This is a genomic window from Kitasatospora sp. NPDC087314, from assembly GCF_044744365.1.
In the GTDB taxonomy this organism is placed as follows: Bacteria; Actinomycetota; Actinomycetes; order Streptomycetales; family Streptomycetaceae; genus Kitasatospora.
Genome location: NZ_JBIUYE010000006.1, coordinates 124,407 through 148,373 on the forward strand (window position 1 = coordinate 124,407; position 23,967 = coordinate 148,373).

General features: G+C 70.3%; 27 protein-coding genes and 2 pseudogenes. 16 read left to right on the forward strand and 13 right to left on the reverse strand.

The window, feature by feature from the left end; translation table 11 throughout:
- From ACIO5E_RS14685 to ACIO5E_RS14695, 3 genes are all read left to right on the forward strand, one after another.
- Positions 1-694, forward strand: a 694-nt coding sequence (locus tag ACIO5E_RS14685; RefSeq protein ID WP_400667291.1) for a transposase, incomplete at its 5' end; no start/stop codon positions are given.
- 549 nt (positions 695-1,243) lie between these two features.
- The gene (locus tag ACIO5E_RS14690) at positions 1,244-1,675 is read left to right on the forward strand and encodes a hypothetical protein (protein ID WP_400667292.1); all 432 of its coding nucleotides are present in this window, start codon (positions 1,244-1,246) and stop codon (positions 1,673-1,675) included.
- Between the two features lie 534 nt (positions 1,676-2,209).
- Entirely contained in the window at positions 2,210-2,437 is a 228-nt protein-coding gene (locus tag ACIO5E_RS14695) for a hypothetical protein (protein ID WP_400667294.1), read from the forward strand.
- A 151-nt stretch (positions 2,438-2,588) separates the two neighbouring features.
- Here ACIO5E_RS14695 and ACIO5E_RS14700 read toward each other — a convergent pair whose 3' ends face one another.
- Positions 2,589-2,681, reverse strand: a complete 93-nt coding sequence (locus tag ACIO5E_RS14700; RefSeq protein ID WP_400667296.1) for a hypothetical protein — start codon at positions 2,679-2,681, stop codon at positions 2,589-2,591.
- 321 nt (positions 2,682-3,002) lie between these two features.
- On the opposite strand from ACIO5E_RS14700, the gene ACIO5E_RS14705 reads away from it, so the two are divergent.
- The 5 genes from ACIO5E_RS14705 (at position 3,003) to ACIO5E_RS14725 (ending at position 6,750) form a co-directional block, all read left to right on the forward strand.
- Entirely contained in the window at positions 3,003-3,257 is a 255-nt protein-coding gene (locus ACIO5E_RS14705; RefSeq protein WP_400667932.1) for a Helicase associated domain protein, read from the forward strand.
- A 391-nt stretch (positions 3,258-3,648) separates the two neighbouring features.
- Positions 3,649-4,191 carry a hypothetical protein gene (locus ACIO5E_RS14710; RefSeq protein WP_400667298.1) on the forward strand — a complete coding sequence of 181 codons (543 nt, stop codon included), beginning with the start codon at positions 3,649-3,651 and terminating at the stop codon, positions 4,189-4,191.
- 389 nt (positions 4,192-4,580) lie between these two features.
- Positions 4,581-5,126 carry a hypothetical protein gene (locus ACIO5E_RS14715; RefSeq protein WP_400667300.1) on the forward strand — a complete coding sequence of 182 codons (546 nt, stop codon included), beginning with the start codon at positions 4,581-4,583 and terminating at the stop codon, positions 5,124-5,126.
- A 504-nt stretch (positions 5,127-5,630) separates the two neighbouring features.
- Positions 5,631-5,906: a hypothetical protein gene (locus tag ACIO5E_RS14720; protein WP_400667302.1), complete on the forward strand. Its 276-nt coding sequence runs from the start codon at positions 5,631-5,633 to the stop codon at positions 5,904-5,906.
- Positions 5,907-6,339: 433 nt separating this feature from the next.
- The gene (locus tag ACIO5E_RS14725) at positions 6,340-6,750 is read left to right on the forward strand and encodes a hypothetical protein (protein WP_400667304.1); all 411 of its coding nucleotides are present in this window, start codon (positions 6,340-6,342) and stop codon (positions 6,748-6,750) included.
- A 377-nt stretch (positions 6,751-7,127) separates the two neighbouring features.
- On the opposite strand, the gene ACIO5E_RS14730 is transcribed toward ACIO5E_RS14725, so the two are convergent.
- On the reverse strand, positions 7,128-7,847 hold the full coding sequence (locus ACIO5E_RS14730; RefSeq protein ID WP_400667306.1) for an IS6 family transposase: 720 nt from the start codon (positions 7,845-7,847) through the stop codon (positions 7,128-7,130).
- 132 nt (positions 7,848-7,979) lie between these two features.
- Here ACIO5E_RS14730 and ACIO5E_RS14735 point away from each other — a divergent pair, with 132 nt between their 5' ends.
- From ACIO5E_RS14735 to ACIO5E_RS14745, 3 genes and pseudogenes are all read left to right on the forward strand, one after another.
- Entirely contained in the window at positions 7,980-8,360 is a 381-nt protein-coding gene (locus tag ACIO5E_RS14735; protein WP_400667308.1) for a hypothetical protein, read from the forward strand.
- Between the two features lie 62 nt (positions 8,361-8,422).
- Positions 8,423-9,247: pseudogene (locus ACIO5E_RS14740) on the forward strand (transposase family protein); the annotation flags it as partial.
- 620 nt (positions 9,248-9,867) lie between these two features.
- On the forward strand, positions 9,868-11,334 hold the full coding sequence (locus ACIO5E_RS14745) for an MmgE/PrpD family protein (protein ID WP_400667310.1): 1,467 nt from the start codon (positions 9,868-9,870) through the stop codon (positions 11,332-11,334).
- A gap of 83 nt (positions 11,335-11,417) precedes the next feature.
- Here ACIO5E_RS14745 and ACIO5E_RS14750 read toward each other — a convergent pair whose 3' ends face one another.
- The 4 genes from ACIO5E_RS14750 to ACIO5E_RS14765 all read right to left on the reverse strand — a co-directional run bounded on the left by ACIO5E_RS14750 (position 11,418) and on the right by ACIO5E_RS14765 (position 13,439).
- Positions 11,418-11,561 carry a hypothetical protein gene (locus tag ACIO5E_RS14750; RefSeq protein ID WP_400667312.1) on the reverse strand — a complete coding sequence of 48 codons (144 nt, stop codon included), beginning with the start codon at positions 11,559-11,561 and terminating at the stop codon, positions 11,418-11,420.
- A complete protein-coding gene (locus ACIO5E_RS14755) occupies positions 11,558-12,316 on the reverse strand; it encodes a hypothetical protein (RefSeq protein ID WP_400667314.1) in 759 nt (252 codons plus the stop codon). The genes ACIO5E_RS14750 and ACIO5E_RS14755 overlap by 4 nt, the downstream gene beginning before the upstream one ends.
- 85 nt (positions 12,317-12,401) lie before the next feature.
- Entirely contained in the window at positions 12,402-12,704 is a 303-nt protein-coding gene (locus ACIO5E_RS14760; protein ID WP_400667316.1) for a hypothetical protein, read from the reverse strand.
- A 219-nt stretch (positions 12,705-12,923) separates the two neighbouring features.
- A complete protein-coding gene (locus ACIO5E_RS14765; protein ID WP_400667318.1) occupies positions 12,924-13,439 on the reverse strand; it encodes a CAP domain-containing protein in 516 nt (171 codons plus the stop codon).
- A gap of 572 nt (positions 13,440-14,011) precedes the next feature.
- Here ACIO5E_RS14765 and ACIO5E_RS14770 point away from each other — a divergent pair.
- Positions 14,012-14,395, forward strand: a complete 384-nt coding sequence (locus ACIO5E_RS14770) for a hypothetical protein (protein WP_400667320.1) — start codon at positions 14,012-14,014, stop codon at positions 14,393-14,395.
- A 548-nt stretch (positions 14,396-14,943) separates the two neighbouring features.
- Positions 14,944-15,867 (forward strand): NADP-dependent oxidoreductase, encoded by a 924-nt coding sequence (locus ACIO5E_RS14775; protein WP_400667322.1) that lies wholly within the window; start codon positions 14,944-14,946, stop codon positions 15,865-15,867.
- A gap of 95 nt (positions 15,868-15,962) precedes the next feature.
- Here ACIO5E_RS14775 and ACIO5E_RS14780 read toward each other — a convergent pair whose 3' ends face one another.
- A complete protein-coding gene (locus tag ACIO5E_RS14780; RefSeq protein ID WP_400667953.1) occupies positions 15,963-16,307 on the reverse strand; it encodes a hypothetical protein in 345 nt (114 codons plus the stop codon).
- Between the two features lie 8 nt (positions 16,308-16,315).
- On the opposite strand from ACIO5E_RS14780, the gene ACIO5E_RS14785 reads away from it, so the two are divergent.
- Positions 16,316-16,474, forward strand: coding sequence for a hypothetical protein (locus ACIO5E_RS14785; protein ID WP_280685128.1), 159 nt, complete (start codon positions 16,316-16,318; stop codon positions 16,472-16,474).
- A gap of 111 nt (positions 16,475-16,585) precedes the next feature.
- On the opposite strand, the gene ACIO5E_RS14790 is transcribed toward ACIO5E_RS14785, so the two are convergent.
- The 4 genes and pseudogenes from ACIO5E_RS14790 to ACIO5E_RS14805 all read right to left on the reverse strand — a co-directional run bounded on the left by ACIO5E_RS14790 (position 16,586) and on the right by ACIO5E_RS14805 (position 19,198).
- Positions 16,586-16,852, reverse strand: coding sequence for a metal-sensitive transcriptional regulator (locus ACIO5E_RS14790; RefSeq protein WP_400667324.1), 267 nt, complete (start codon positions 16,850-16,852; stop codon positions 16,586-16,588).
- Between the two features lie 277 nt (positions 16,853-17,129).
- Positions 17,130-17,714: pseudogene (locus ACIO5E_RS14795) on the reverse strand (sulfite exporter TauE/SafE family protein); the annotation flags it as partial.
- A 68-nt stretch (positions 17,715-17,782) separates the two neighbouring features.
- A complete protein-coding gene (locus tag ACIO5E_RS14800) occupies positions 17,783-18,277 on the reverse strand; it encodes a rhodanese-like domain-containing protein (protein WP_400667934.1) in 495 nt (164 codons plus the stop codon).
- Positions 18,278-18,658: 381 nt separating this feature from the next.
- Complete coding sequence (locus ACIO5E_RS14805; protein ID WP_280685134.1) at positions 18,659-19,198, reverse strand: hypothetical protein; 540 nt, start codon at positions 19,196-19,198, stop codon at positions 18,659-18,661.
- Positions 19,199-19,471: 273 nt separating this feature from the next.
- Between ACIO5E_RS14805 and ACIO5E_RS14810 the strand changes: the two genes are divergently transcribed.
- Complete coding sequence (locus tag ACIO5E_RS14810) at positions 19,472-20,254, forward strand: replication-relaxation family protein (RefSeq protein ID WP_400667327.1); 783 nt, start codon at positions 19,472-19,474, stop codon at positions 20,252-20,254.
- A 30-nt stretch (positions 20,255-20,284) separates the two neighbouring features.
- On the opposite strand, the gene ACIO5E_RS14815 is transcribed toward ACIO5E_RS14810, so the two are convergent.
- Together ACIO5E_RS14815 and ACIO5E_RS14820 are read right to left on the reverse strand one after the other, a co-directional pair.
- Positions 20,285-20,416, reverse strand: coding sequence for a hypothetical protein (locus ACIO5E_RS14815; RefSeq protein ID WP_400667329.1), 132 nt, complete (start codon positions 20,414-20,416; stop codon positions 20,285-20,287).
- Positions 20,417-20,608: 192 nt separating this feature from the next.
- Entirely contained in the window at positions 20,609-22,075 is a 1,467-nt protein-coding gene (locus tag ACIO5E_RS14820; protein ID WP_400667331.1) for an alpha/beta hydrolase, read from the reverse strand.
- A 1,047-nt stretch (positions 22,076-23,122) separates the two neighbouring features.
- On the opposite strand from ACIO5E_RS14820, the gene ACIO5E_RS14825 reads away from it, so the two are divergent.
- Positions 23,123-23,872, forward strand: coding sequence for a hypothetical protein (locus ACIO5E_RS14825; RefSeq protein ID WP_400667332.1), 750 nt, complete (start codon positions 23,123-23,125; stop codon positions 23,870-23,872).
- Positions 23,873-23,967 lie beyond the last annotated feature (95 nt).

Consider the following 23,967-nt stretch of genomic DNA (forward strand, 5'->3'; position numbering starts at 1 on the left):
ATTCGGGCTCGTGGCGCGTTTTGATGTGACGGATGCCGAGTGGGCCTTGATCGAACCGCATGTGCCGGTGGCGGCCACCGGGCCCTTGCCGCGGCGGGTTCGGGACCGGTTCAACGGCGTGTTGTGGCGGTTTCGCACCGGCAGCGGCTGGCGGGACATCCCCGAGCGCTACGACTCCTGGACGACGGTCTACTCCCGGTTCCGTAGTTGGGTGGCCTCCGGCTTCTTCCAGGCCCTGATGGAGGCGTTGATCGCGGAGGCCGCCTCACGGGGGAAGGTCGGGCTGGAACTGGTCAGCGTCGACTCGACCATCGTGCGGGCCCACCACGAGTCGTCCGGACTGGCGGTCGCCGGGGAGACCCTGGACGCGCTCAAACAGGCCCTGACCGAGGAAAAGGGGGTTCCGCTGCCGCAGCAGCGGGCCGTACTGAGGGTGATGCGAAGGCGGGGCCGGACGACGAGCCGGAACCCGCGAAGGTTCGTGCCCCGGCACGGCGCCGTAGCGGCGCACACGGTCCGGACGGTCACCCGCATTCCCGAACCGGTGAGCGAGACAATCACACGACCGGGTAACCAAGTTGGACGACATGGGCATTGGAACGCAAGACTGCGACACAAGGGCCTCCCGGCCAGCTCATTCGGACTTCGACAATCCCGAGCTGGGCAGGAGGCCCTGCCTTCATGCATGCCCTGAGGAAAGATCACTCAGCCGCGTGGCCGCACTCGAACCAATGCCCAGCATGATCGGTACGACAACGGCTTCTAAACCCTCAGGAAGGCATCTGGTCACTGGTCAAACGTGGCATCGGCAACCTCGCGGTCGCCAGCATCGACCACCTGGCCAAAGCCGTCAAACGACGCCTCAAAAAGATCCAGTACCGCCCGCACCTGATCGACGGAGCACTCACTCAGGCCGGTCTGATCATGGACGGCTGATCACGACCAGACCCGACATCACGCATTCAAATTCAGTAGTGTCTCGTGATCCTGTCAGCGTTACTTAATCTTGCGTGTCTCGTTTGGACCGCGACCGCCGACGAAATTCTCGCCAAGGTCCGGCTCGTCCAGACCAACATGAAGAAACTCGTCAATAACAACGCGAAATGACGCAATCAGGATCACGAGACACTAGAGGGCCCGTCCGGCCCTGATCCACCGTCAGAAAGATCATTGCTCTGCTCCGCCCCCGTATTCCATACTGAGTGCCGCCGCCGGAAATCCTGGCGGTGTTCAGGGGGTAGTCATGCGTATTGCTCGTAAGGCAGGCGTCGCGCTGACCAGTCTCGTGATGGCCGGGGGCCTCGCCACCGCGACATCCGGCTCGGCTTCCGCCGCGACGGACGAGATCTGCGCGTACCCGTCCACCGAGGTCTACAACGACGCCGGCAAGTGGGCCGGCGGCGCCCAGTGGAGTGCGAACCCCGGCTGTGGCGTGACGGGAGACACCCTCGGCGCCTTCGACGCCACCGCCGACGGATATGGCGTCGTCGCCCATCTGAGCGCGCCCGACGGCAGCATCCCCGAACGTGTGGTCAGCACCTCCGGCCACAATTCGCCTTACACCGCGTGGAAGAGCGGCAACCTGCCCGAGGGCCATCAGTACATCATGTGGGCCTGCCTGACGAAGGGCGGCGTCACGTCCCACTGCTCGAAGACCAAGATCGTGACCTCCTGACGCCCGCGTCCGATGACGGCTTACGTCTGACGGCTTTCGTCTGACGGGTCGCGTCTCCCTCGCCGGGTGAGCCCCGGCCGCCGCGGTGGATTCCGCGGCGGCCGGGGCTTTCGGCTGGGACGCCGGTGAGGTTCCCCCGAGGTGCGGAAGGTTACCGGACATGACCTGATGGGTCGTGAGAAGGGAGCCTCTGCCATGGCTGCACCGATGAAGTATCCGCCCGAGTTGCGGCAGCGAGCCGTTGCCGCGGACGGGGGTGCGTTCCGCCGGGACCGGCCGGTGGGAGAGCAGCAGCGCCGACGGGAAGCGCGGCTGCTCTGCACGGCGGCCGTGGGGTGCTGCGGTGAGGCCGCCGTGCCGCGAATGCCAGACCCAGCAAAGCGGCGATGACCAGGGCTCTGATCTGGAATCTTCCGTCCGTGGGCATGCCGCGTAATGGCCTGTGGGCGTGATCCGCGCGTCGGTGCGCGAAACCGGTGGCGCTGCCCGGTGCCGTGCCGTCGGCCGCACGGGTGTGCGACCTACGATGGGCCGGTGTCCGACACCGATTTCCCCGCTGACCTGCTCGAACTCCAGCGCCGCTGGTACACCGCCGAGGCCGCCTGGGCCGCCGACCCGACCGAGGAGAAGTGCTCCGCGTTCGCTGCGGTCAGCGCCGAGCTGTACGCCCACGAGCACCGGGCGAAGGCGGGCAACCGGCACGAGGCGAGCATGCGGCTCAAGCAGGCCGCCCGGCCGGACGCCGAGGCCTCTGCGGCCTGAGCGGGCTGAGCGGCGACACCATGGCCGCAGGACGGTCCCGCCTCAGGCGCTCTACTGATGCTCGGGGGTGCCAAACCGGTGGCGCCGTGTTCAGGTGGGAAAGGAAACTGCGCGGATGAATGCGCTCCCTTCGAGCGCGGCCCCGGGACAGTCAGCCCACAAACGCCCGCCGCACATGATCGAGGCGCACGCGCTGGTCCTCGATCCAGCCGGCCGACGGCGAGAGCGGCAGGCTGACCGTCACCTGCGAGGACGGAACGTCCTGAAGCGGCGGGCCGCGCTGGAGGAGATCGACCCGTGGTGGTGCCCGGCCTGGCCGATCGTCTGGCAGCGCACGTACGCGGTGGCGCGGCAGTGGTGGCTGGAGTCGGACGGCCTGGTCGACTGGACCGTCCTGCCGCTGGACACGGTGTACGAGGGTGAGCAGCTCGGCCGCTGGGTGAAGGCGCAGCGGGCCGCCTTGCCGGATCTGGAGGAGGACCAGCAGGGCCTACTCGCGGTGATCGGGATCGAGGAAGACCCCGAGCTGGTGGCCGCCAAGCAGGCCGCCGAGGCAAAGCCGACGATGTCCCACACCGACCGGTTCCAGCAAGGACTGGCCGCGCTCGCCCAGTTCGTGGAACGGGAGCGGCATCCCCGGGTGCCCCGCCCGCACAAGGAGCCGGTGGAGACCGTGGAGGCCGGCCCCGGCGGTGAGGACCAGGTCGTGGTGCAGCAGGTGGCGCTGGGTTCATTCTTGAACAACGCCAAGGCGAGGAGGGCGAAGCTGACCCCGGGGCAGCTCGCGCAGCTCGCCGAGTACGGCGTGGAGTGGGCGTAGGGCCGGCGGTGGGCTGTCGGGAGGGTGCTGGGGGCCGTCACCTGCGGGTGGCGGCCTCCGGGCGTTTTGTGGGGCAGACCGACCGGGGCGTTGGTGGGGGGCCTGGGTTGCTGGGGCCGTTCTGGGGATCGGTCCGCCAGGTAGGCAGGCGCGGCCGGCCCCGCCAACCGCTACCGAACTTGAAAGCGTGATGTCGGTCGGCCTTCCGGGGTATGGCTGGTGTCGGCGAAGCAGCCGTTCGCCCGGCTCGTAGCAGCCATCCCTGCCATCGAAGCTCGCCCGGAGCCGCGGCCGCCCTTCCAGCGGAGGACTCGATGCCCCTCGCGAGGGTGACCGTCGGACACTACTTCAGGCCGATCCCCTGCGCCCGCCGAGCAAGGAAGATCGGCCCATGCGATTCAAGACGCTTCATCCGTCCCCGACGGTCGGTGACACCGCGCAGCCGGTCCCCAAGTGGGCTATCCGCTCCGCCCAGGTCATACCCCTGGCTGTTTTGCCATCGTGCCTCTGGCGCCTGCCGTTCGCGTTCGACTTCGAGATGGGCCAGGTCTACGCCGTCCACAAGACGTGGCACTGGTGGGTGATCCTCTACGTCTTCGGGCTCAGCCTTCTCTCCGAGGGGCTCGCCTACCTCTCCTTCGGCCTGGTGGCCGGATGGGGCGAAGTCGCTCCTTCCTGGATCCCGATCATCGGCGGCCGACGTATTCCACCGCTCGCAGCGATCGTTCCGGCCGCCTTGGGCGGTCTGGCGCTCATCGCGCTGTGGGACCCACTGCCGCTCGCCTTTCTCCACATCGGCGGGGTCCCCCTCGTCGAGTACTCCAGCGGCTGGTGGAAGGCCCTCGCGGCAGTGGCCACTCTCCCGCTGATTCTGTGGGGCCCTCTTCTCCTGGCTCTGACGTACGCGTACTACAAGCGCCGTCGTGGAGAGTGACATGCGGTCAACTTGATTGGGTGGAGTCGGTGCCGTTCGCCTGGCAACCGGCAGATGCTGTCGGTGGCCCTGGACTGTGAGGTATGCGCAGGGCGGCGGTTCGACCGACGCCGAGAGGGCCGCGCGGGAGCGGATCCGGCTTCAGGACCTGCAGACCGACATCACGAATTCAACTTCAGTAACAGGGGAAGGCGTCGCGGTGGGATGCCCCATTCGAGCGACTGTGCTCTCCTGGAAGGAGCAGAGCAACAGATCCCGAAGCGCTGAGCAGCGATGTGCGGGGGGAGCCGGCCTCGCCTGAGGAGGCCGCGCCGCCGCGGAAGTGCCGGCCCTGGCACCGCGCGATGATATCCCGCACGGAGCGGGCCAGCGCTGAAGAAGGTGGCCCCATGCGCAGGAAATATCTCAGCCTGCTGGGCGTGATCCCCATGCTCGCCAGTTCTGTCGTGGCCGCTTCGGCCGCGTCCCCGTCGGCACCGTCAGCCGCGGTCCCCGCAAACGTCGTTGAGTACTGCGCCACTCCCTACGGGCAGCTGACCAACGTAGGGAAAGTGGGCGTTCAGACCTGCATCTCGGCCTACACCAGCCCTGGGTCGGCAGCGCCTGACGCCACGTCAAGCAACCCGGTCGCCCTGATCCGGGTCCCTGTGCAGAACCTGGACAAGGACTACGCACACGGCGTCCTGATAGCCACGTCCATCAGCATCAACGGAGCACCGTGGACGTGGGTGCGCGACCAGGCCGGTGCGTGCAACCTGACGCTGCAGTCAGAAGGGAGCGGCACGCCGCCGCCAGGAGCCTTCGGCAGTTGCCCCGGCGACATAGAGGTCCACGTGTCTCCCGGAGACCAAATCACGGGCAGGGGCGTCGTCTCCGTCGACGGCGGAGCCTCCTGGGTGAACGTCCAAACCCCCACACTGGCAGTGCCGAAGTAACCCGGGCTGCGTCGTCAGGCGAAGTGGGCGAGAGATCACCCGGTGCGAGGTGGGCGGCGGGCCCCTGGCAGGATCGGGCGGGCGGTGCGCGCCGCATCCCATTGCCCGTGGCGCGTACCGCCCGAACGGCCCAGGCCGGGGGCGAGCAGAATCGGCCCCGGCGAGCGGGCCCGGGACGACGGCCAGGCTGCCGTGGTCGCCGGATGCTCGAGCGGTGCAGGAAGCGGCACCTCCTCCGCGCCAGGCACGCAGCCCTCCCCCGCACCGAGCACCGGGCCACTGACCTCGGGCGGGGTCTCGCCGACGGCGGAGTCCTCGGACTCCGGCACACCGTCGACCGTCATCGCCTCGCCCGCCGGAGAGGTCTGGGAGTGGGCTCTCGGAAGGAACGTCTTCACCGACCCGCTCTTCAGGCCCTATATCAACGACCTGGTGGGGTCCGGGATTCATGAGTTCTCGCGCGGCTGGGAGGCGACCGTCCACTCGGACGGCACAGTGACGGCCGTGAACGTTTACAACGACGAGGCGTCGATCGGACTTGCGCAGTCCAGCACCAGCTACAGCGCGTCCACCGGGCGCCTTCCGGGAGGGCTGCTCTGGTCCGATACGGCGGCCGAGGCGGGCCGGAAGCTCGGAGCCCCCACCACGACGGGTCTGGCGCCCGGCGGCAGCGAAGCGGACTGGACCGGCGTGGAGGGACAGTACGACATCCACGTCTACTTCTTCCACGACGCGCTGCACAACATCATCATCAGCAGGTCCTCGAATACGGCGCCCTGACGAACGGCCCACACCACACCCCGAGGTCGCCCGCCCGGCCACGGACCCGCCGATACAGTGCCTCATCCCCTTCGCCGGCCGGAGGCGAGCATCCGCCTCGGACACGCCCCACCCGGTGCCCCGACACCGGCGGCAGGCCGGGCGGGGCCGCCCGCCGCGGGGGCCGTCGGTACATCGCGCCCGCCGGCACGTAGGGCACCGAACGCACGATGCGTAGCAGCGCCTCGGCCGACGGGAAACGGCTGAAGGGGGCGCAAGGTTCACTCGGCAACCGGACAACTCCCTTACATCCAGGGAGAGATGACTCTCACGGGACCAGATTGATCAAGGTCGGTCACTGCGCGAGGATGGGGATCGAAGCCTGGCGCGAACGGCTGTCGGCCTTCCTCCACGTCCGGCCTCCCCTGCCCGTCCCGCCCCACAAGAGGTGCCCGTGAACAAGACCACAACCGCGCTCGCCACCCTCGCCCTGGCCGCCACCGCCGTACTGACCGCCACCCCCGCGCAGGCCGGCGACCTCCCCCAGGTCTGCACCAGCAAGCACGGCTTCGACAACGGCAGCTTCTACTGCGGTGGCGCCTACGGCGACGGCGAGAGCCTGTGGCCGCTGAACAGCGGCGACTGGGTGGACTTCGTGATCGGCCTCGACCACGCCGTCTGGTTCCGCACCACCAACAGCGGCTGGAACTCCCTGGGCGGCTACTTCACCGGCAAGGTGACGTTCACCAAGAAGCTCAACGACCTCAACTTCACCATCAACGCCCTCGGTTCCGACGGCGTGACGACCTGGTCCCGCGACCGCACCCACAAGGGGTTCGTCACCCCGTGGTACGTCAAGAACTGAGCCCCCCGGCCGACCGAGCCGCCTGCAGGGCACCGGGGGCATCGGGCCGCGCGCCGCGGCGGAGACGCGCCCGGCGCCCCGGCCCGGCGCCCCGGCGGTGCTTCGTCCGTCAGCGTGCGACATCCCGGTTCATGCTGATCACGGCGTAGGTCTCCCCGTTTCCCGGCGGTCGCGTCCATGAGCGGGTGGTGAACGTGTGCAGCCTCCCGTTCATGATCGCGTGGTGCGGCAGGCGGACACCGAACTCGCCGGTCACGGCCTCCAGCAGCGAGCGTTCCGCCCCGGCGCCTTCCTCCCGGGGGTGTTGTCACGTTGACGGGCGGGTGATCGTCTGACGGGTCGCCAGGGTGTGGTGGGGTCGGGTTCCGGGTCCTGGTTCAGGCTGCGGCGGGCAGGCCGATGCTGCCGGTGATGTGGTCCCAGATGGTGAAGCGGAGGGTCATTTCGAGGCGGTGTCCGGCGGCGGTCATCAGGTGTCGTCGGGGTCGGAAGTGGGGGGAGACGCCGCTGAACGCGGACAGGAACCGTTGGGCGGCGCCGGGTGAGCGGAAGTACTTCATGGCCCTCTCACGCTGGCGGGTGGGGTGGTGGGAGTTCTCGTCCCGGTTGTTCGATCCCTTGTGGGCGCGGTGCTCGACGGAGCCCATCAGTTCCCGGTGAGCGACGCCGTAGCTCTTCAGCTTGTCGGTGACCAGCACCCGCGGAACCCGGCGCTGCTTCTTCATCAGCTTGGCCGGGAAGCGCTTGGCGGCCTTCGCGTTCCGCCGGGACTGGACCAGGATGTCCAGGACGTTGCCGTGCTGGTCGACCGCGCGCCACAGGTACCGCCGCTCGCCGTTGATCTCGACGAAGACCTCGTCGAGATGCCATTTGTCCCCGGCCGCGGGTCGTCGGCGGCGCAGGCCGTCGGCGTACGCCTGCCCGAACTTCAGGCACCAGCGACGCACGGTCTCGTGAGAGACGACGACACCGCGCTGGAGCATCAGCTCCTCGACCTCGCGGAAGCTGAGCGGGAACCGGAAGTACAGCCACACGCAGTGCGAGATCACCTCCACCGGGAAGCGGTGGCCTCTGTACGACGGCGACACGCTCCCCACGACGACCTCCCAGCCGCGACCAACCCGAAGATCGTCTCACTCATCGGTCAACGTGACAGCACCCTCCGGAGGACCCTTCGGAGGTGGTCGTCGCCGTACAGGACGGCGCCCGGGTCGGTCATCGTGCCGGTCATGCAGACCACCGGGTCCGCGACGAACCAGCCACCGACCTCGGCCGCGACCCGAAGCTCCGCCGCGTTCGCCCCGGCCTCCGCCGCGTCCAACGGCGCCTGGCAGCCCGGACAGATCACCCCGGCGGGGCGGGTGGTGCTGCTGGTCCCGCACCGCAGCGGGACTCCCGACGAGGGCGCCCTACCCGGCGACTACCGCAAGATCCTGGCGATCGTCCGGGCCGCCGACGGACCGGTGCAGGTCAGGGGCGTCGGCGAGGAGCTGGGCCTGGAGGTGACGGCGCGCGGCAAGCTGGAACCGCTGCGCGCGAAGTTGACCAAACTCGCCGACCGCGGCTGGCTGCACAAGCGACCCGACGGCAGATTCACCGCACGCCCGTAGCCGCGCGCGACGGGTACGGAAGCGGCGTAACCAGCCGGCCACCGCCGGCAGTTGAGTTTGGTGTGAAGAAAAACAACCATGCCGTCGAGGGCCCTGACGGTCTTGTCTACACCGCCCACCTGCCGCTGTCGAGTGCCACCCTGAACTGGCTCGCCGACCTGATACGCGCACACATGAAGAGAATCGGCTCGCGGTGGCGGGCCCTGCCCGCGGGGAGGATCGCCGGCATCGTGCTGGCGGTGCTGCGCTGTGACCAGCGGCCGGGCGACCTGGACGGCGGCAACGGGATACACCGCACCACCGTGGCACGGTGGGTCAGAGAAGTCGTCGGCCTGCTGGCCGCCCGCGCCCCGCGCCTGGACCGGGCCCTGAAAAAGATCGCCGGAACGGGCGGCGGGGTGGTCCTGCTGGACGGCACGCTGATCCGCACCCGACGCCGCACCGGGACGGAGAACCGGAAGAACTACTCCGGCAAGCGCAAATGCCACGGCCTGCTCGTGATCGCACTCACCGACGAAAGAGGTCGCCTGCTGTGGGTCTCGGCGGCCCGCCCCGGGCGGACCTCGGAGATCACCGCCTGCCGTCACAACAAGCTCACGCAGAAGTTGCGGGCGGCCGGGCTCGGCGCGATCGCCGACCTGGGATTCGTCGGGCTCGACGACAGTGGTCCCGACACCGACCCGGCGGTGATCACCGGCTACAAGACCGCCCGGAACCGGCCTCTGACGCGAGGGCAGAAGCTGTCTAACAAGACATTGGCGGCTGTCCGGGCCCCGGTCGAGCACGGGTTCGCCCACCTGAAGAACTGGCGTGTCCTCGGCAAGGTACGCACCGACCCGAGGTGGGCGACCGCGCTGGTGAGAGCTCTGCTGGTCCTGACGAGCGTCAGGCAGGTCGGTGCCCTGGAGCCGGCGGCCGAGGTGAGAGCCTCCTCCCCGTCGTCCCTGCCCTGCTCCGCCCGTCCGCACTGTCCCCGCGCTGGCTCCCACCACCAGGGCGATCGTCAAGCACTACGGCGCCGACAGCCTCCGCCTCCGAGCTGTCCGCCGACAGCACCGAGGTGTACCGGCCCACCGCCGAACTCGCCTGCACCGCCGGCGCCGGCGCCGAACGCCTCCGGCCGCGGGCGTTCGTCGAACTCCACCGCCCCGGAGGCGGCGACGAGCAGACCGTAGCGCAGCTGACCGCCTGCACCAGGCTGCTCGCCGATCTGTTCGGCACCACTGCCTGACGCGAACTCAGCCTGGGCACCAACCAGGTTGACCACCGGTAGCGGAGACCAACGCGGCCACCAGCTCCCGCTTGGTCGGCAGCAATCGGCAAGGCGCCGAGGCCGAAGGCGCAGGTGAGGGCGCAGGTGAGGGCGATGCACTCGGGCATCTCAGTGAATCAGGCGACAGGTGGACAGGGCTGCCGATGTAAGGGCCTTCCACTGCGTCACCATGAGCGACCGTCAGCAACGACGTTCGCAGGACCGCACTGGAAACGGCAGGAGTGCAGAAAGCCCATGAGTATCTCCGAACCCAAGCCCGATCGGCCCGATCGGGTGGCCGACAACGACGGCGGCGACCCCACGGGTCCCACGGGCCGGCTGGCCACCTGGCTTGCCGGCACCTCGCTGGGAGAGATGCCGCGTTCCGTGCGCGAGCGCGCCAAGCACCTGCTGCTCGACGGTATTGCCTGTGCCCTGGTCGGAGCCAGGCTTCCTGTCTCCCGCAAGGGTGTCGAGGGGGTCACCGCGCTGGACAACGCCGGGAGCGCCGCGCTGATCGGCTGGGGAGCCCTCACGACCAGCGCGCCGTCGGCGGCGATGCTCAACTCCAGCTTCATCCAGGGCTTCGAACTCGACGACTACCACCCGCTCGCCCCATTGCACAGCAACGCGCTGGTCGTGCCAGCCATGCTCGCGGCGGTCCCACACGTCGGTGAGGTGTCAGGGGCCCGCTTCCTGCTCGGCGCGATCCTCGGCTATGAGACGGGGCCACGGGTGGGCATGGCCCTGGGGGGCCTGGAGATGATCTCCCGCGGCTGGCATTCGGGTGTGGTCTTCGGTACCCACAGCGCCGCGGTGTCTGCCGGGACGCTCTATGGGCTGGACGCCGCCGGATTCGAGGACGCCTTGGGGATGGCCGCCACCCAGTCATGCGGCCTGATGTCGGCGCAGTTCGAGTCGATGGTCAAGCGGATGCAGCACGGCTTCGCCGCGCGCAACGGCCTGACCGCGGCCGCGCTCGCCGCGTCGGGCTACGTCGGCATCAAGCGGGTCTTCGAGCGTGAGTACGGCGGCTTCCTGTCCACCTTCGGAGAGGGGCACAGCCCCGACGCCGGGCAGATCACCGCGGGCCTGGGCACGGTCTGGGAGACCGAGCGCATCGCGGTGAAGGCATACGCCGCCATGGGCCTGCTGCACGCCGCCATCGACGCTGCCCTCCACCTGCGGTCGGAGCACAAGCTGACGGCCGACCAGGTCGAACGAATCGAGATCGACCTACCGGAAGCCGCCTATGGACACGGAGGGTGGCGGGCGGTCCGACCGCTCGAGCCGATCGGCGCCCAGATGAACGTGGCCTACACGGTGGCGGTGGCGCTCATCGACGGGGACGTGCTCATCGGCCAGTTCACCGAGGAACGGATCAATCGCGACGACGTGTGGAACCTGATCGACCGCACGGAAACACGCCACGAAGAGGCGTACGACCGGCTCCCGGCCGATGAAAGGCTCACTACACGGTTGCGCCTGACCCTGAAAGACGGCGGCGTCCGCGAGGCGGTCGTCCGGCACCCCCGCGGCACCGGCGACCGCCTTCTGGCCAACGCGGAGATCGTCGACAAGTACCGCAGCCTGACGCACTCCGTGGTCTCCCCGGGCCGCCAGGCCGCCATCGAGAACGCCGTCCTCGGCCTCGAAGCCCTCGACGACATCTCCCAGCTGACCGCCCTGCTCACCCCGGCTGTGCGGCCCGCCCTGGACTGAGAGGGCATTTGATGTGAACAGATTGCCCTTCATGCCCAACCTCGACCCGGACGAGTTCGACCGGCTCGAACGCGAGGGCCAGATCAAGCCGGAAAGTCGCGGGCATGCTGCAGCCGGACCCCCCACCACGGATCGCTCGGCGCGGTCACCATCGCGGCCACCAACTCCCGCTTGGTCGGGGCGGGCAGCACCAGCGGGCCCAGCTCCTCCACCTCCCGGTCGCTCACGCACTGCGGGCACTCCAACCGGTCCGGGCCCGCCTTCTCGTCGAGTTCCAGTGGTGAGCCCGCCGTCCCACCAACCGAGCCCCGGCACGTCCAGCACCGGCGCAGCGCGGCGTTGGTCTCCCGGGCCTTCTCCAGGCGCTTGAGGGCCTTGGCGGCGGCCTTCTCCTGGCGTTCCTCGTGCTTGTGGTGGCAGGGGTAGCAGTGGCCGCCGGGGCGGCGGGTCCACTGTCCGTGGAGCCCGTACTCGTAGGTGCTTTCTGCTTGGGGACCTGGCCGCAGTCGGCGCGGGCCAGGGGCTGCATCAGCTCGTGGTGGGCCTGGCGGGCCTTCTTCTCGCGGGCCTTCTGGCACTGGTCGTAGGCGGTGCGGTTGTCCGGGTTGTCCAGCGCGTCGGTCAGACAGTGCCGTCCGGGGCGGCCGTAGCGCCACCAGACGGGGCCGAGCGGGCCGGGCTCGGCCAGCAGCTCCAGGGTGGTCACGACGACCGGGACGGCGTCGTCGTAGACCCGCCAGCCGTCCCCGTCGTTGTCGTCCCGGCGCACCGTGCACCACCGCCCGCCCCAGACCTCGGCCGACAGCTCGGCCGCGTTCTGCTGCCGGTTGGCCAGCGCGACCGGTCCGGCGTCGGTGACGACCAGGGCGACCGGCGGGTAGCCGGCGCGGGTGTGGCCGGGCCAGGTACGGCGCCACCAGTGCACCGTGCGGTCGCCGTTCAGCGGTAGCGACCTTGAGGACGCCGAGCGCGCCGAGGACATCGCCGCGCAGGGCGTTGGTCGAGCCGTTGGGATTTGGGGGCGAGCCCGGTGTCGACCACACGGGCACCCGCTTGGGAGCGAGCCCTTAGAACCGGCCGAGGGCGACGGCGAACTCGCGGCGCTCCGGACCGCGTCGGGAAGCGTCGAAGAACTCGAAATCGCCGTAGGCGTCGCTGGCGATCACCCGCATGCGCCCGCCAGCTGCCTTGAGCGGGTCGATCCCGGTCTCCTCGGGGCGCACCCCGGCCTGCATCTTGGCGCACACGCCCTGCGCCGGCTGCTCGGGGGCGATGGTGACGGGCCACTCGGCGTCCTCGCAGGCCCGAGCGGATGCCAGGGCCTTGGCGAGGACGCGGGCGTCGACGCGGTGAGCCGAAGTGCAGCACACGGCCTTCCGCGGCCCCCTGGCGGCCCTTACGGCTTTCGTCCAGCACGGCGACGGCCGCGGGGCCCCGGCCGAGTCTGCGAGTCGCCGCACCCGAACCTCTCGCGGGGCGCAGCCTGTCAGGGGAAGGCTGGCCCGAGCTCGCTGCCCGGGCCAGCAGCGATCGGATGACGGCGGAGTCGACGGCGACGACCCGGTCCGCGTCCGGAGGTGCCGGGTGGCTCAGGGCGAGTACCTGCACACCGTGACGCCGCTCTTCGCTCCGCAGCCCATCTTGCTGTAACTAGGGTTGATCATGTTGTAGTAGTGACCCCAGCGGTAGTACCCCGTCTGGTTGGCGTACGGGTCATGGTTGGGATCGGAGTCGTAGGCGCTCTTCTCGCTGGCCCACTGCCCCGTGGCCTGGCTCGGCCCGGCGCTCGACATGTTCTCGGCGGCGTTGCTTGTCGGCCCGTGGTGCAACGAGCCGCCCGCGGTGGATGCCGGGTTGTCAGCCCAGGACTGTGCCGCGGAGGCAAGCCCGCTGTCCCAGGTCAGACCTGACTGGCCGGCCTGGGCGCGAACGCTGTTGGTCTCGGAGAGGATGGCCTGTTGGTCGCCGGAGCTGATCTGGGCGGGAAACTCCGCCGCAGGGGAGACGGTCGCGGTGGCAACCGTCGCCAGCATCATGCCTCCGGTCATCAGCGCCGTTGCGAAGATGTTCGCGGCGCGATGGTGTACCCGAGTTGGATTTCTCATTGCGACCCCCCTGGTCGCACAGAAAGCAGCAGCAAGTGCCGGCGCGGACCACGGCCGTCACGGAAGCGGGCCGCACGCCTGGCTCATGCGATGGCCAGGATGCCATCGGCGACAGATCGCCCTGTCCGGCGGCCACATGACCGCCGTCAATAGCACCAGCGTATGTCCAGGACGTCTTCGCGGCGACTGAGTAAGCCGCTGAGATTTCTTTGCGCAGCCGGTGATCGAGGCGCTGCGCTTCGTAGCCTCGAATCCCGTCGCCCTGGCCAACTGACTTTCCCAGACGGCGATTTCTGCGAATTCTTCGCGGTTTCAAGTCAGGAGCTCCCGCGAATCGGACTCCGGCACCTCCGGCCGTTTCACGCCTTTCACCGAGCCCCGACGCCCCCGGCACACCGCGCACAGTGACTTCGTCCTCGACAACGGAAGGCGCTGAGTGATGAGTTCGGGGAGCGCTGCGTACCGCAGGTCGGGAACCTGGGAGCGCTGCAACGTGTGGTCATACGGTGGGGCGTGCCTGCCGCCGGCTGAAACAGGTGGAGGCTGCGCTCGCCGGTCGTCATGATCTGTACATGGAACAAATCGTCGATCTTGGTCACGCGGCTGTCGAAGTCGCCGAGCGCAGGACGGATTGGGAGCGCCGGGGGCTGGTAGTCGGGCACGTGACCTGGCGTGACGAGGCCGCGCCGTGGCCACAGCGCCTTGAAACGGACCGGTCCTCGGTGACCGAACCCGACTCGATCGGCATCCTCATCACAGGCCACGGCGACGCACAGCTCTCGGTCGTCCTGTTCCGTGGCGGTTGGGCCGACATCGACTTCATCGCAACCATCGACGACGCGGGAACGCTGCCGACCCCTGACATCGATTCAGCCCGGGCCTTCGGTGATCTTCTAGATCGCTGTGTGGCCCGGGCCTTCGGTTCGCAGGGCTCCGGGAGACAGAGCACTCCGTAGAAAGCTCTGGAGCATCCTCAGCTCCCGCTCCAGGACCACGGCCGCAAGCCACGCCCCGAGGCCGGTGATAACGATCGGCACCGGCTCTTCACCGCGATACCGCGGAACACTTCACCGCGCACCCGGCTCCCCCATTCACCATCCCCGGTTGACGGCGGCCGTGACCAGGGACAAGACCCCCGACCACCCCGGTGAACAGCCACGCCGAGCCGCTGAAAACCGAACGCCGATCATCAAGCGAGGCCATCCCACGCCCCCACAACACCAACAGGTCACACCCTGCGGTCCGACGACGGACAGATAGCCGGGGCCTGTTCGGCCCCGCGCGATTGGCGATCAGTTAGCCGGAGTTGTCCTCCGACCAGGCAGGTTCGTGTGCAGCTGAAGCAGGGTTGGCGAGGGTGGGTTGTGCAGGGTGGTACGGGGGCGGAGCAGGTGTTCCGTCTGCTTGCCGTAGCGGGAAGGCGGGTCTCGGGGGTGTGTGGCAGCCTGACTTCGACCGACTGGACAAGGGGCGGGGCCGCAGTCATCACAGGAGAGGAACTGGTATGCGGGCCATCACCGTCCGGGACCGCGCCGCCGGCGTCGAAGGAATGTCCCTGACCGAGCTTCCCCACCCCCATCTCGCCGAGAACGACGTCATCGTGCGGGTGCACGCATCCGGGTTCACCCCCGGGGAGCTGGCGTGGCCGGGCACGTGGACCGACCGTGCCGGGCGGGACCGGACACCGAGCGTGCCTGGGCACGAGCTGTCGGGGGTGGTCTCGGAGCTGGGATACGGCACTACCGGCCTCACGCTGGGCCAGCGGGTGTTCGGGCTGACCGACTGGACCCGCGACGGTTCACTGGCCGAGTACACCGCGGTGGAGGCCCGCAACCTGGCGCCGCTTCCGGCGGACATCGACCACACGGTGGCCGCCGCACTGCCCATCTCGGGGCTGACCGCATGGCAGGGCCTGTTCGACCACGGCCGGTTGGCCGCCGGGCAGACCGTCCTGATCCATGGGGCGGCGGGCGGGGTGGGGTCGATCGCGGTGCAGCTCGCGCGGGAGGCCGGGGCCCGGGTGGTCGGCACGGGCCGGGTCGCCGATCGGGAGACCGCGCTGGGCCTGGGCATAGATGCATTCGTGGACCTGCAGGCCGACCGGCTGGAGGACGTCGGCGAGGTCGACCTGGTCTTCGATGTGATCGGCGGCGAGATCCAGGAGCGGTCGGTTGCGCTGGTACGGGCCGGAGGCACGCTGGTGACCATCGCCTCGCCGCCCCCGGTACAGCCACGGGACGGCCGGGCGGTGTTCTTCGTCGTGGAATCCGACCGCGCCCGGCTGGCCGAATTAGCCCAGCGTGTCCGGGACGGCCGGCTCAGGCCGATCGTCGGCGAGGTCAGATCGCTGGAGGAAGCCCCCGTCACCTTCGGGCCCGGCCGACGTGCCCGGGGCAAGACCATCATCCGGGTCACCGACGGCCAGTAGCCGACCACCACCCCACCCGCCACCCCAACAGGTCCAACCAAAGGTCCGGACAACACGGCACGAGAGGCCAAAGCACGCCCACCCGGTGCAACAGGTCACGCCTTCCGGTCCTTCGCCGGGCAGAGCCTCGCGTGGAGCACCCGCGCCTCCCACCACGGATCGTCCGGGGCGGAGACCAGCGCGGCCACCAGCTCCCGCTTCGTCGGCACCGGCAGCACCAGCGGGCCCAGCTCCTCCACCTCCCGGTCGGCCGCGCACTGCGGACACTCCAGCCGGTCCGGGCCAGCCTTCTCGTCGAGTTCCAGCGGTGAGCCCGCCTTCCCACCGATCGAGCCCCGACAGGTCCAGCACGGGCGCAGCGCCGCGTTGGACGTGCGGGCGGCCTGGCGCTGGTCGTCCGGGGCGGGCCGGGCCATCGTGGAGCGGTCCGCCTCGACCATCAGCAACCGTGCCCCGAAGCCGCGTCGAGGAAATCCCCGACAGCTGCGGCAAGGGCACGGTGAAGGTGAAGCTCGGGGTGTGGCTGTCCAACACCACGAGCCGGCGGGCCAAGCTCGCCGAGGCGCGGCTCGATCAGCTCGCGGAACTCGGACTCGACTGGCGCTGATCCCGGCGGACAGCTCTGGAGTGCGAAGGGGCGAGGCCATCGGCCTCGCCCCTTCTGATCGCTGTTCTGCCTGCCCGGGCTGGGTACCGCCGAGGGGCCGCTCGGGTTCGGTCAGGCGAGGGCGAGGAAGAGTCTCTCCAGTTCGGCTTCGGACATCGGTGGCGCGTCGCCGTCCGCGGTGGCCCGGCACTGGCGCATTCCGCTGGCCACGATCTTGAAGCCGGCCCGGTCGAGGGCCCGGGAGACGGCGGCGAGCTGGGTGACCACGTCCTTGCAGTCGCGGCCGGCTTCGATCATGGCGATGACGCCGGCGAGCTGCCCCTGCGCACGGCGCAGCCGGTTGAGGACCGCGCTCACCGCTTCTTCTTCCACCTGCACCGGTTTCCTCCTGGCTCGTGCCGACTACGTCCTTCAGAATACCCCAGTGGGTATATGCGGGGTCAGTGGCGGGTGGCGGGTTCCGGGCTGGGCGCCATCGCCCCCTGTGCGGGTGGGTTTTCGGTGCGGTGGGCGCGTCTGCGCTGGAGCAGCGGCCAGGCTGCGATCGCGGGGACCGCGGCCAGGACGGCCGGGCCGGTCTGGCGGCTGAGGACGAACAGCCCATGGCGACGACGAACCAGCCGAAGCCGGTGCGCAGGGCGTGCTGGGGTATGCGTCCGGCGTAGCGGCCGCCGATGAGGCTGCCGAGGACCGCGGCGGCGGTGACGGCGAGGGCCAGGTTCCAGTCGAGGTGGGCGCCGGAGATGTGTCCGGCCAGTCCGGCGAAGGAGTTCATGGCGATGACCAGGAGGGACGTACCCACCGCGATGCCCATGGGCAGGCCGGCCAGCAGGGCCAGCGCGGGCACGATGAGGAAGCCGCCGCCGGCGCCGAGGATGCCGGTGCCCGCGCCCACGACGAGGCCCCGCAGGAGCAGCCGGTGGAGCGGGAGTTCGCGGTGCGCCTGCGCCGGGGTCTTGCGGGGGCGGCGGAGCATCGCGGCCGCGGTGGCGAGCATCATGAGGGCGAAGGCGATCAGCAGGACGGTGTCGGGAATGTACGTGGCGGCTCGTCCGCCGGCGTAGGCGCCGATCATGCCCGCCAGGCCGAACAGGGTTCCGGTGCGCCAGCGCACCCGGCCGGCGCGGGCGTGGGAGATCAGGCCGGCGATGCTGGTGACGCCGACGACGAACAGGGAGGTGGTGATGGCCTGCTTGGTGTCCTGGCCGGCCAGGTAGACCAGGATCGGGACGGTGAGCATGGATCCGCCGCCGCCCAGGATTCCGAGGAGGACTCCGATCAGCAGCGAGGCCGCGATGGCGAGGGTGATCACGGACGGCTCCTGAGTGCGGCGATCACCGAGTTGACGTCGGTGCGCGGGCCGCGGTTGTAGGGGAGCTTGGCGAGCAGCATGCCCATCGCGCAGGTGTTGGTGACGGCGGCGAAGGTGAGGCCGGCTCCGACGGCGGTGCCGATCAGGTGCAGGCCGGGTATCGCGAGGCCGACCAGTCCGGAGACGAGCACGATCGAACCAGCGATCAGCCTCACCTGGCGTTCCAGTTCCCAGCGAGCCGCCCCGCGGGTCACCGGGCCCTTGGCTGCCTCCCAGGCGGCCATGCCGCCCTGAAGGACGCGCAGGTTGGGCAGCCCGGCGTCGGAGAGGGCCTGCTCGGCCTGGGCGGCGCGGGCGCCGGAACGGCAGATCAGGACGGTGTCCTCGTCGAGGTGGTGGAGCAGTTCGGCGCGGTACTCGCGCAGCGTGTCCAGGGGCGCGTTGGAGGCGCCGGGGATGTGGACGGTGTGGAACTCGCCGGGGGTGCGCAGGTACGCCACCGAGGCAGTTGCCCCGGCTACCGGCGGCGTGGGCCTGGCAGGCGCTGCGGTCCTCTTCGTCGTCGTCATGGCGCCACCCTGGCCGGGGCCGGCTGTGGACAGCGGCGCTGTCGACAGAACAACGCGGCCCAGCCGGAGGTCACCGGCTGAGCCGCGCGCAGCGGAAGGGCAGCAGGACCTGGGGCCCGGGCGGTCCGTCAGAACTGAGTGCGGCGCACCCTGGGATGGACGGGCGGGGCCTGATCGGTGCCGCGCAGTGCGAGGGCCGCGGTACGGATGCGCTCCAGCCAGCTCATGACCTGGCGCAGCGTGGCAGGGTCGAGGTCGCGGGTGAGGTCGCGGACGGCCTGGTGGCCGAGCTACGGCCCGGTATCAGGGGCCGACCCGGTCGTAGCGGAGCGCGGTGAAGCCAACGCCGTCGGAGTAGACCTGTGCGACGGTGGCCGCCCCGACGGCGTTGGTCTCCTGTGCCTGCAGCCGGATCGTTGTCGGCCCACTGACCCTGATCAGCTCGCTGATCGGCGCGGTCTGGTTGCCGCCCGCCTGGGCGGTGCCCGGGTTCCCGTCGATGATCTGGTAGACGAGCCGCTCGCTCTCCGGTACCTCGGCGGCGGCCGTGACGTTCCACAGCCGCGCGCTCATGTAGACGTTGAGCGACGGATTGCCCGCGAGGCGTCCGCGGACATCCGCGTCGAGCTCATACGTGCCGGCCTGGGGAAGCGTGACCTCCAACGGCGTGTCGGTCCACCTGCCGGGCGGCAGGTCAACGATCGTGTGCAGCTTCGCGATCCCGCTGACCGCAGCCGGTGCGGCCGGGGCCGCCTTCGCGTTGCTCTGCGCAGCTGCCGCGGTCGTGGCGCCCACGAGCAGCAGTGCCGCGATGCCGATGAGGCCGGTACGCAGCGTTGACATGGTTCCTCCCGAACGAAGGCGATGGGATATGCCTCTGACAAGGTAGGAATCGCCCACTTCAGGGCCTATCGCCCGAACGGGTGAGGACCGCTCGCGTACCAAGCACCTGTGAGCGGGCGTACGCCTGCTCACAGCGGACAGCCGCTGGGTGGGCGTGTGGATCTCCAACGCCAAGACCAGCCGGGCCAAGCTCAGCGGGGAGCGGCTCGACCAGCTCGCCGCACTCGGGATCGACTGGCGCTGACCCCCGGGCGGGAGCAGTCGACCTCCACCATGAGCACCGGCACGCCGATCTCCGCCGCCTGCCACACGCCGTCCGGGCGCACCTTCCGCCGGGCCGCCCGGGAGCGGGAACTCCTGGAGACCGACCACGACGTCCTGGTGACGCTCCACCGCTTCACCCTGGCGACCGCCGAGCAGCTCCACCAGCTGCACGGCGGCGCCGCCGGAATCAAGCAGACCCAGAAGCGGCTGACCCGGCTCCAGGCCGAGGGCCTGGCGGAGCTCGTGACCCTGCCGCAGGCCGGGCGCGCGAAGGCCTGGCACCTCACCGCGGCCGGCTCCGCCGTCACCGCCACCTTCCCCGAAGCCCTGCGCCCGACCGCGCCGGTGCCCGGCTCGGAGAACCCGGCGGTGCAGCACGGGCGCGAGCACCTGCTCGACATCGGCCGGATCCACGCCGCCTTCGTCACTGACGCCCGCACCCGCGGCGAGGCCTGCGGCCCACTCGACCTCGTCCCCGCCGGGCAGCCGGAACCGTTGAGCGCCACGCTGTCGATGACGATCCGGTCCGGAGGCGGAGGCGGGGGCGGGGGCGGGGGCGGGGGCGGGCTGCCGCCGAAGACCGACGAGCCGAACAATGATGTGGCGACACCAGTCGCAGCCAGCGCGCGGAGCACCATGGGCTTCCCTTCAATCGTCCACGACTCCAGGGCGGGCGTCGCTTTCCGAGCCCGACCCCCGGATTTCACGTCGGCATCGCGCCACACGTTGCGTGTCCGCGCACAAAAGGTGACGATCCAGTCACTCAAACAGCCTTCAAGGTGGAGGCACTAGCCCGGTTGCAGGCCCCGAGGCCGTTGCCCGTCACAGCCGGTACGGGGTCGCCGACGTGGCCGCTTCATCGGCGCCGGGCGGCAGCGTCGGCAGCGGCCAGGACGGATCCGGCTCCCAGCCGGGCCAGCCGCCGGCGAACGGCCCGGCGCGATCGTCCGGCATGCCGATCGCCCGCCCGCGGGCCCGCTCAAGCTGGCGGCCCACCTAGTCGTCGACCACACCGAGGCGGCGCAGCGTTGCTGGATCGAGAACACCCCGGCGGGGGACGCATGGCTCCAGCATTTCCACGCACAGGACTGAACAGCCCGAACGCAGACTCGGGACCCTCGCAGGATCAGTGCGTTGCTGCACTAGCTAGCCGCCGCAGGTCAGGTCCTTCGCGGGCAGCCGGCCCGTGGTCAGGTAGCGCGTGACACTGCCGTCCGCGCAGGACGGGCCGGCCACCACCACGCCGTGGCCCTCGCCGCCGGCCACCGTGACCATCCGGGCGCCGTGCAGGACCCGCCGCATGCCCTGGGCCATGGCCAGCGTCGCCTGCGGGTCCCACTGGTTCTGCACGATCAGCGCGTTGACGTCGTTGTTCACCACGGTGGCCGACTCGCCGCCCGCCGACTTCCAGAACGCGCACGGCTGGATGTTGGCCCCCAGGTCGCCGGCCAGCGGGTACCTGGCCCGGTCACGGACCGCGTCCCGGCGGTACTGCTCGGGGTCGCGCGGCCAGTTGCGGGTGTCGCCGCAGAAGACGGCCCACACGGCGGCGGTCGTGTTGTCCGACGGAACGACCGCCGGCACGGCCGGTACGGGCGGGCCGCCCGCGGCCGCGGCCTTCAGCGCGACGATCCAGGGGGTGACGGCCTCGAGGTGGACGAACGCGGCGTACCCGGAGCGGATGGCGTCGCCGTCGAGCGCCCCGTCCTCGGTCGGGACGGGCGTGCGGTCGGCGTGGGCGACCAGGTCCCAGTACGTCTTGCGGACCTCCTCCGCGGTGGCACCCAGCCCGTACGTGGCGTCGCGTGCGGCGGCCCACTCGGTCCACCGGGTGAAGGCGAGTTCGGCCCCCGCCGCCCCCTCCCGGAGCGTCCCGCGCCACGCGAGCGCCGGGTCGAGCGCGCTGTCGAGCACGAACCGGTCCGAGCGCTGGGGGAACATCTGCGTGTAGACGGCGCCCAGGTAGGTACCGTAGGAGTGCCCGAAGTAGGAGATCCTCCGCTCCCCCAGCGCCGCCCTGACGACGTCCATGTCCCGCGCCGTGTTGCGGGTGGTGATGTGCGGCAGCACGTCCCCCGCCTTGGCGTGGCACTTGTCGGCCACCGTCCGGGCCCGTTCCACGTCCTTCGCGAACGTCCCTGCGGCGTAAGGGTGTTGGAGGCTCCTTTCGTCCTCCGTCAGGTCGCAGCCGATCGGCGAGCTCTGCCCGACCCCGCGCGGGTCGAACCCGACCAGGTCGAACCGATCCCGCACCTGCGCCGACAGCAGCGGCTCCATCTCCACGGGCATGGTCAGCCCCGGGCCGCCCGGGCCCCCGGGGTTCATCAGCAGCACGCCGTGCCGCTCCTTCGCGCTGCCCGCCTTGACCCGGGATATCGCGATGTCGATCTTCCGGCCCGCGGGGTCGCCGTAGTCCAGCGGCACCGTGACCTTCGCACACTCGAACGCCGCCGGGCGGCCCGCGTCGCAACGCTCCCAACGGAGTTGCTGCCGCGCGTACCGCTGGAGCGGGTCGCCCGCGGCGAACGCCGTCGCGGGGGTGAGCGCCGCCAGCACGGCCGTCGCCGCCCCGACCGTCAGCGCGGAAATCGTTCGCCCGTCTCGCAGAACCATGCCAGTCCTCTGTGCAGAATCGGTGTCTCGGATTGTCTCCAGTCTCCGTTCCGCCGTACCCGCACCACGTACGGCGCGGGGATGGGCTCAAGATCCGACTCGCGGCGTACGGCGAGGTGCTGACGTACGGCCGGGGTCCCGTTTTCCGCCATCCGCCGGGGCCAGGTGAACGGCCGACCGGCTGCCTGCCGTTGTCGTCGGGGACTACCGCGCAGTCGGAATGAGGCGAAGCGGCGTGCTCAGCGGGTGTCCGGGGTGTCCGGCCGCCGTACGACGGCGGGAAGGGAACTCCACCGCGCGCGGGCCGCCCTGGTCGCGGTCGGCACCATCAGGCGAGGTGGCGGCACCTTCTGCGAGCTCCCGCCCGCCGCCTCGGCCTGAGTCACCGGGACTCGGGATCCCCACATACCGGACAGTCGTACTCATCGACGGAGTCCAGGGCGACCGGGTGCCCGCAGAAGTCACACGGCCGCAAGCCCTCACCAGCGGACACCCGGACAGTCGGCTCGTCTTCCATGCCCGTCAGAGTGCCAGGCGATCTCGGAACTGTCGCCGACCTTCTTGACCAAACACACCGGGCCCCCGAACCAGTCAAACTTCGCTGACACAAACCGCAGAGCGATCAACCTTCACTGGCACGAAACCGCGTTGGTCAACCTTCAGTGGCAATCGGCCAGGGTTCGCTGTCACAGGACAGGCGGCAGGCAGCGAGCACGAGGCCGGCGGACCGAGTGGCGGCCGGTGCAACACGGCAGTGCAACACACCCACCCGGCCCCGCTCCGAGCCACATAACGCCTGTTCAGACCCGCAACACTGCCCCGTGTTGCACCCCAGCGCAACGCCCTGTTGCACCCCCGCGTTGCACCCCTCACCCCCACCGCCGAGCACCACCACCAGGCCCCCGAGCACCACCACCAGGAGGAAGACGGCCGGCCCCGGCAACCGCCGACGCCCGGCCGTCCGGCGGCAACCGGAGGCCGTGCGGCGGCGTCCACCCCGATACGAGCGGTCTCCCAACCGCCGTACTCATGGGGGGATTTACGCACATGCCGATCAACGACGCCGTACTCACGCCACCGCCGTCCGGCGCCCTGCCGCCCTGCCCGAACTGCGGGCTGACCGACCAGGTTCGCAGCGTGCCGGCGGTCCACCTGGGCGAGCGGCGGAACGTCACCGTGCGCGCCTCCGGCCGCGACGGTCGCACCGAGACCCGCGAAGAGGTCTCTGCCCTCGGCCGGGCGCTGGCGCCCGCGCCACCCACCACCAGCACGGCGGTCCAGGCGCTGGTGGGCCTGGGCTTCGTGACGCTGTTCGGGGCGGTCTTCACCCTCATCCAGGGCACCATGGCGCGCGACGCGCCCGTCCACCAGAAGCCCGACCTCTCGCCGCCGGACTGGGTGACCAAGCACCCGGGGTTCCCTGACGACTTCCCCACCGACTTCCCGGGTGTCGTTCCGAAGGCCGCTGCGGCTTCCCCGGTCACGCACGCGGCGGCCCCGCTCGCCGACGCGAACGACGCGCTGGTCCCGCTCTGGGGGGCGTGCCTGATCCTGGCCGTCGCGATCGCGCTCCTGGCAGGCGCGACCGCGCTGTTCCTCGCCAGACGACGGCGGTTGGAGGGCCGGCCCCAGGCCGAACGGCTCTGGAACCAGGCCTGGTACTGCGCCCGTTGCGCCACCACGCACTTCCCGCCCACCGCCGGGCAGGGCACCCAGGCACTCGGCCTCGCGGACTTCCGCAAGACGGTCTGGACCGCGGGCGGCTACGGCGACCTCGCCGACCGATACCGGCCATGAACGTCCGCCTGCCCACCGACGCCCGCCACAGTGCGACTGCGTCGGTTCTGAACTCCGGACTGTACTTCGACGGCCTTGCCACGCGGATCGTCGCC

Coding starts and splice junctions, on each gene's coding strand:
- ACIO5E_RS14690 (WP_400667292.1), top strand. CDS start 1,244: ATGCGTATTGCTCGTAAGGCAGGCGTCGCGCTGACCAGTCTCGTGATG.
- ACIO5E_RS14705 (WP_400667932.1), top strand. CDS start 3,003: ATGTCCCACACCGACCGGTTCCAGCAAGGACTGGCCGCGCTCGCCCAG.
- ACIO5E_RS14710 (WP_400667298.1), top strand. CDS start 3,649: ATGCGATTCAAGACGCTTCATCCGTCCCCGACGGTCGGTGACACCGCG.
- ACIO5E_RS14715 (WP_400667300.1), top strand. CDS start 4,581: ATGCGCAGGAAATATCTCAGCCTGCTGGGCGTGATCCCCATGCTCGCC.
- ACIO5E_RS14735 (WP_400667308.1), top strand. CDS start 7,980: ATGCAGACCACCGGGTCCGCGACGAACCAGCCACCGACCTCGGCCGCG.
- ACIO5E_RS14745 (WP_400667310.1), top strand. CDS start 9,868: ATGAGTATCTCCGAACCCAAGCCCGATCGGCCCGATCGGGTGGCCGAC.
- ACIO5E_RS14755 (WP_400667314.1), bottom strand. CDS start 12,316: ATGTCCTCGGCGCGCTCGGCGTCCTCAAGGTCGCTACCGCTGAACGGC.
- ACIO5E_RS14765 (WP_400667318.1), bottom strand. CDS start 13,439: ATGAGAAATCCAACTCGGGTACACCATCGCGCCGCGAACATCTTCGCA.
- ACIO5E_RS14770 (WP_400667320.1), top strand. CDS start 14,012: ATGGAACAAATCGTCGATCTTGGTCACGCGGCTGTCGAAGTCGCCGAG.
- ACIO5E_RS14775 (WP_400667322.1), top strand. CDS start 14,944: ATGCGGGCCATCACCGTCCGGGACCGCGCCGCCGGCGTCGAAGGAATG.
- ACIO5E_RS14780 (WP_400667953.1), bottom strand. CDS start 16,307: ATGGTCGAGGCGGACCGCTCCACGATGGCCCGGCCCGCCCCGGACGAC.
- ACIO5E_RS14805 (WP_280685134.1), bottom strand. CDS start 19,198: ATGTCAACGCTGCGTACCGGCCTCATCGGCATCGCGGCACTGCTGCTC.
- ACIO5E_RS14810 (WP_400667327.1), top strand. CDS start 19,472: ATGAGCACCGGCACGCCGATCTCCGCCGCCTGCCACACGCCGTCCGGG.
- ACIO5E_RS14815 (WP_400667329.1), bottom strand. CDS start 20,416: ATGCCGGACGATCGCGCCGGGCCGTTCGCCGGCGGCTGGCCCGGCTGG.
- ACIO5E_RS14820 (WP_400667331.1), bottom strand. CDS start 22,075: ATGGTTCTGCGAGACGGGCGAACGATTTCCGCGCTGACGGTCGGGGCG.
- ACIO5E_RS14825 (WP_400667332.1), top strand. CDS start 23,123: ATGCCGATCAACGACGCCGTACTCACGCCACCGCCGTCCGGCGCCCTG.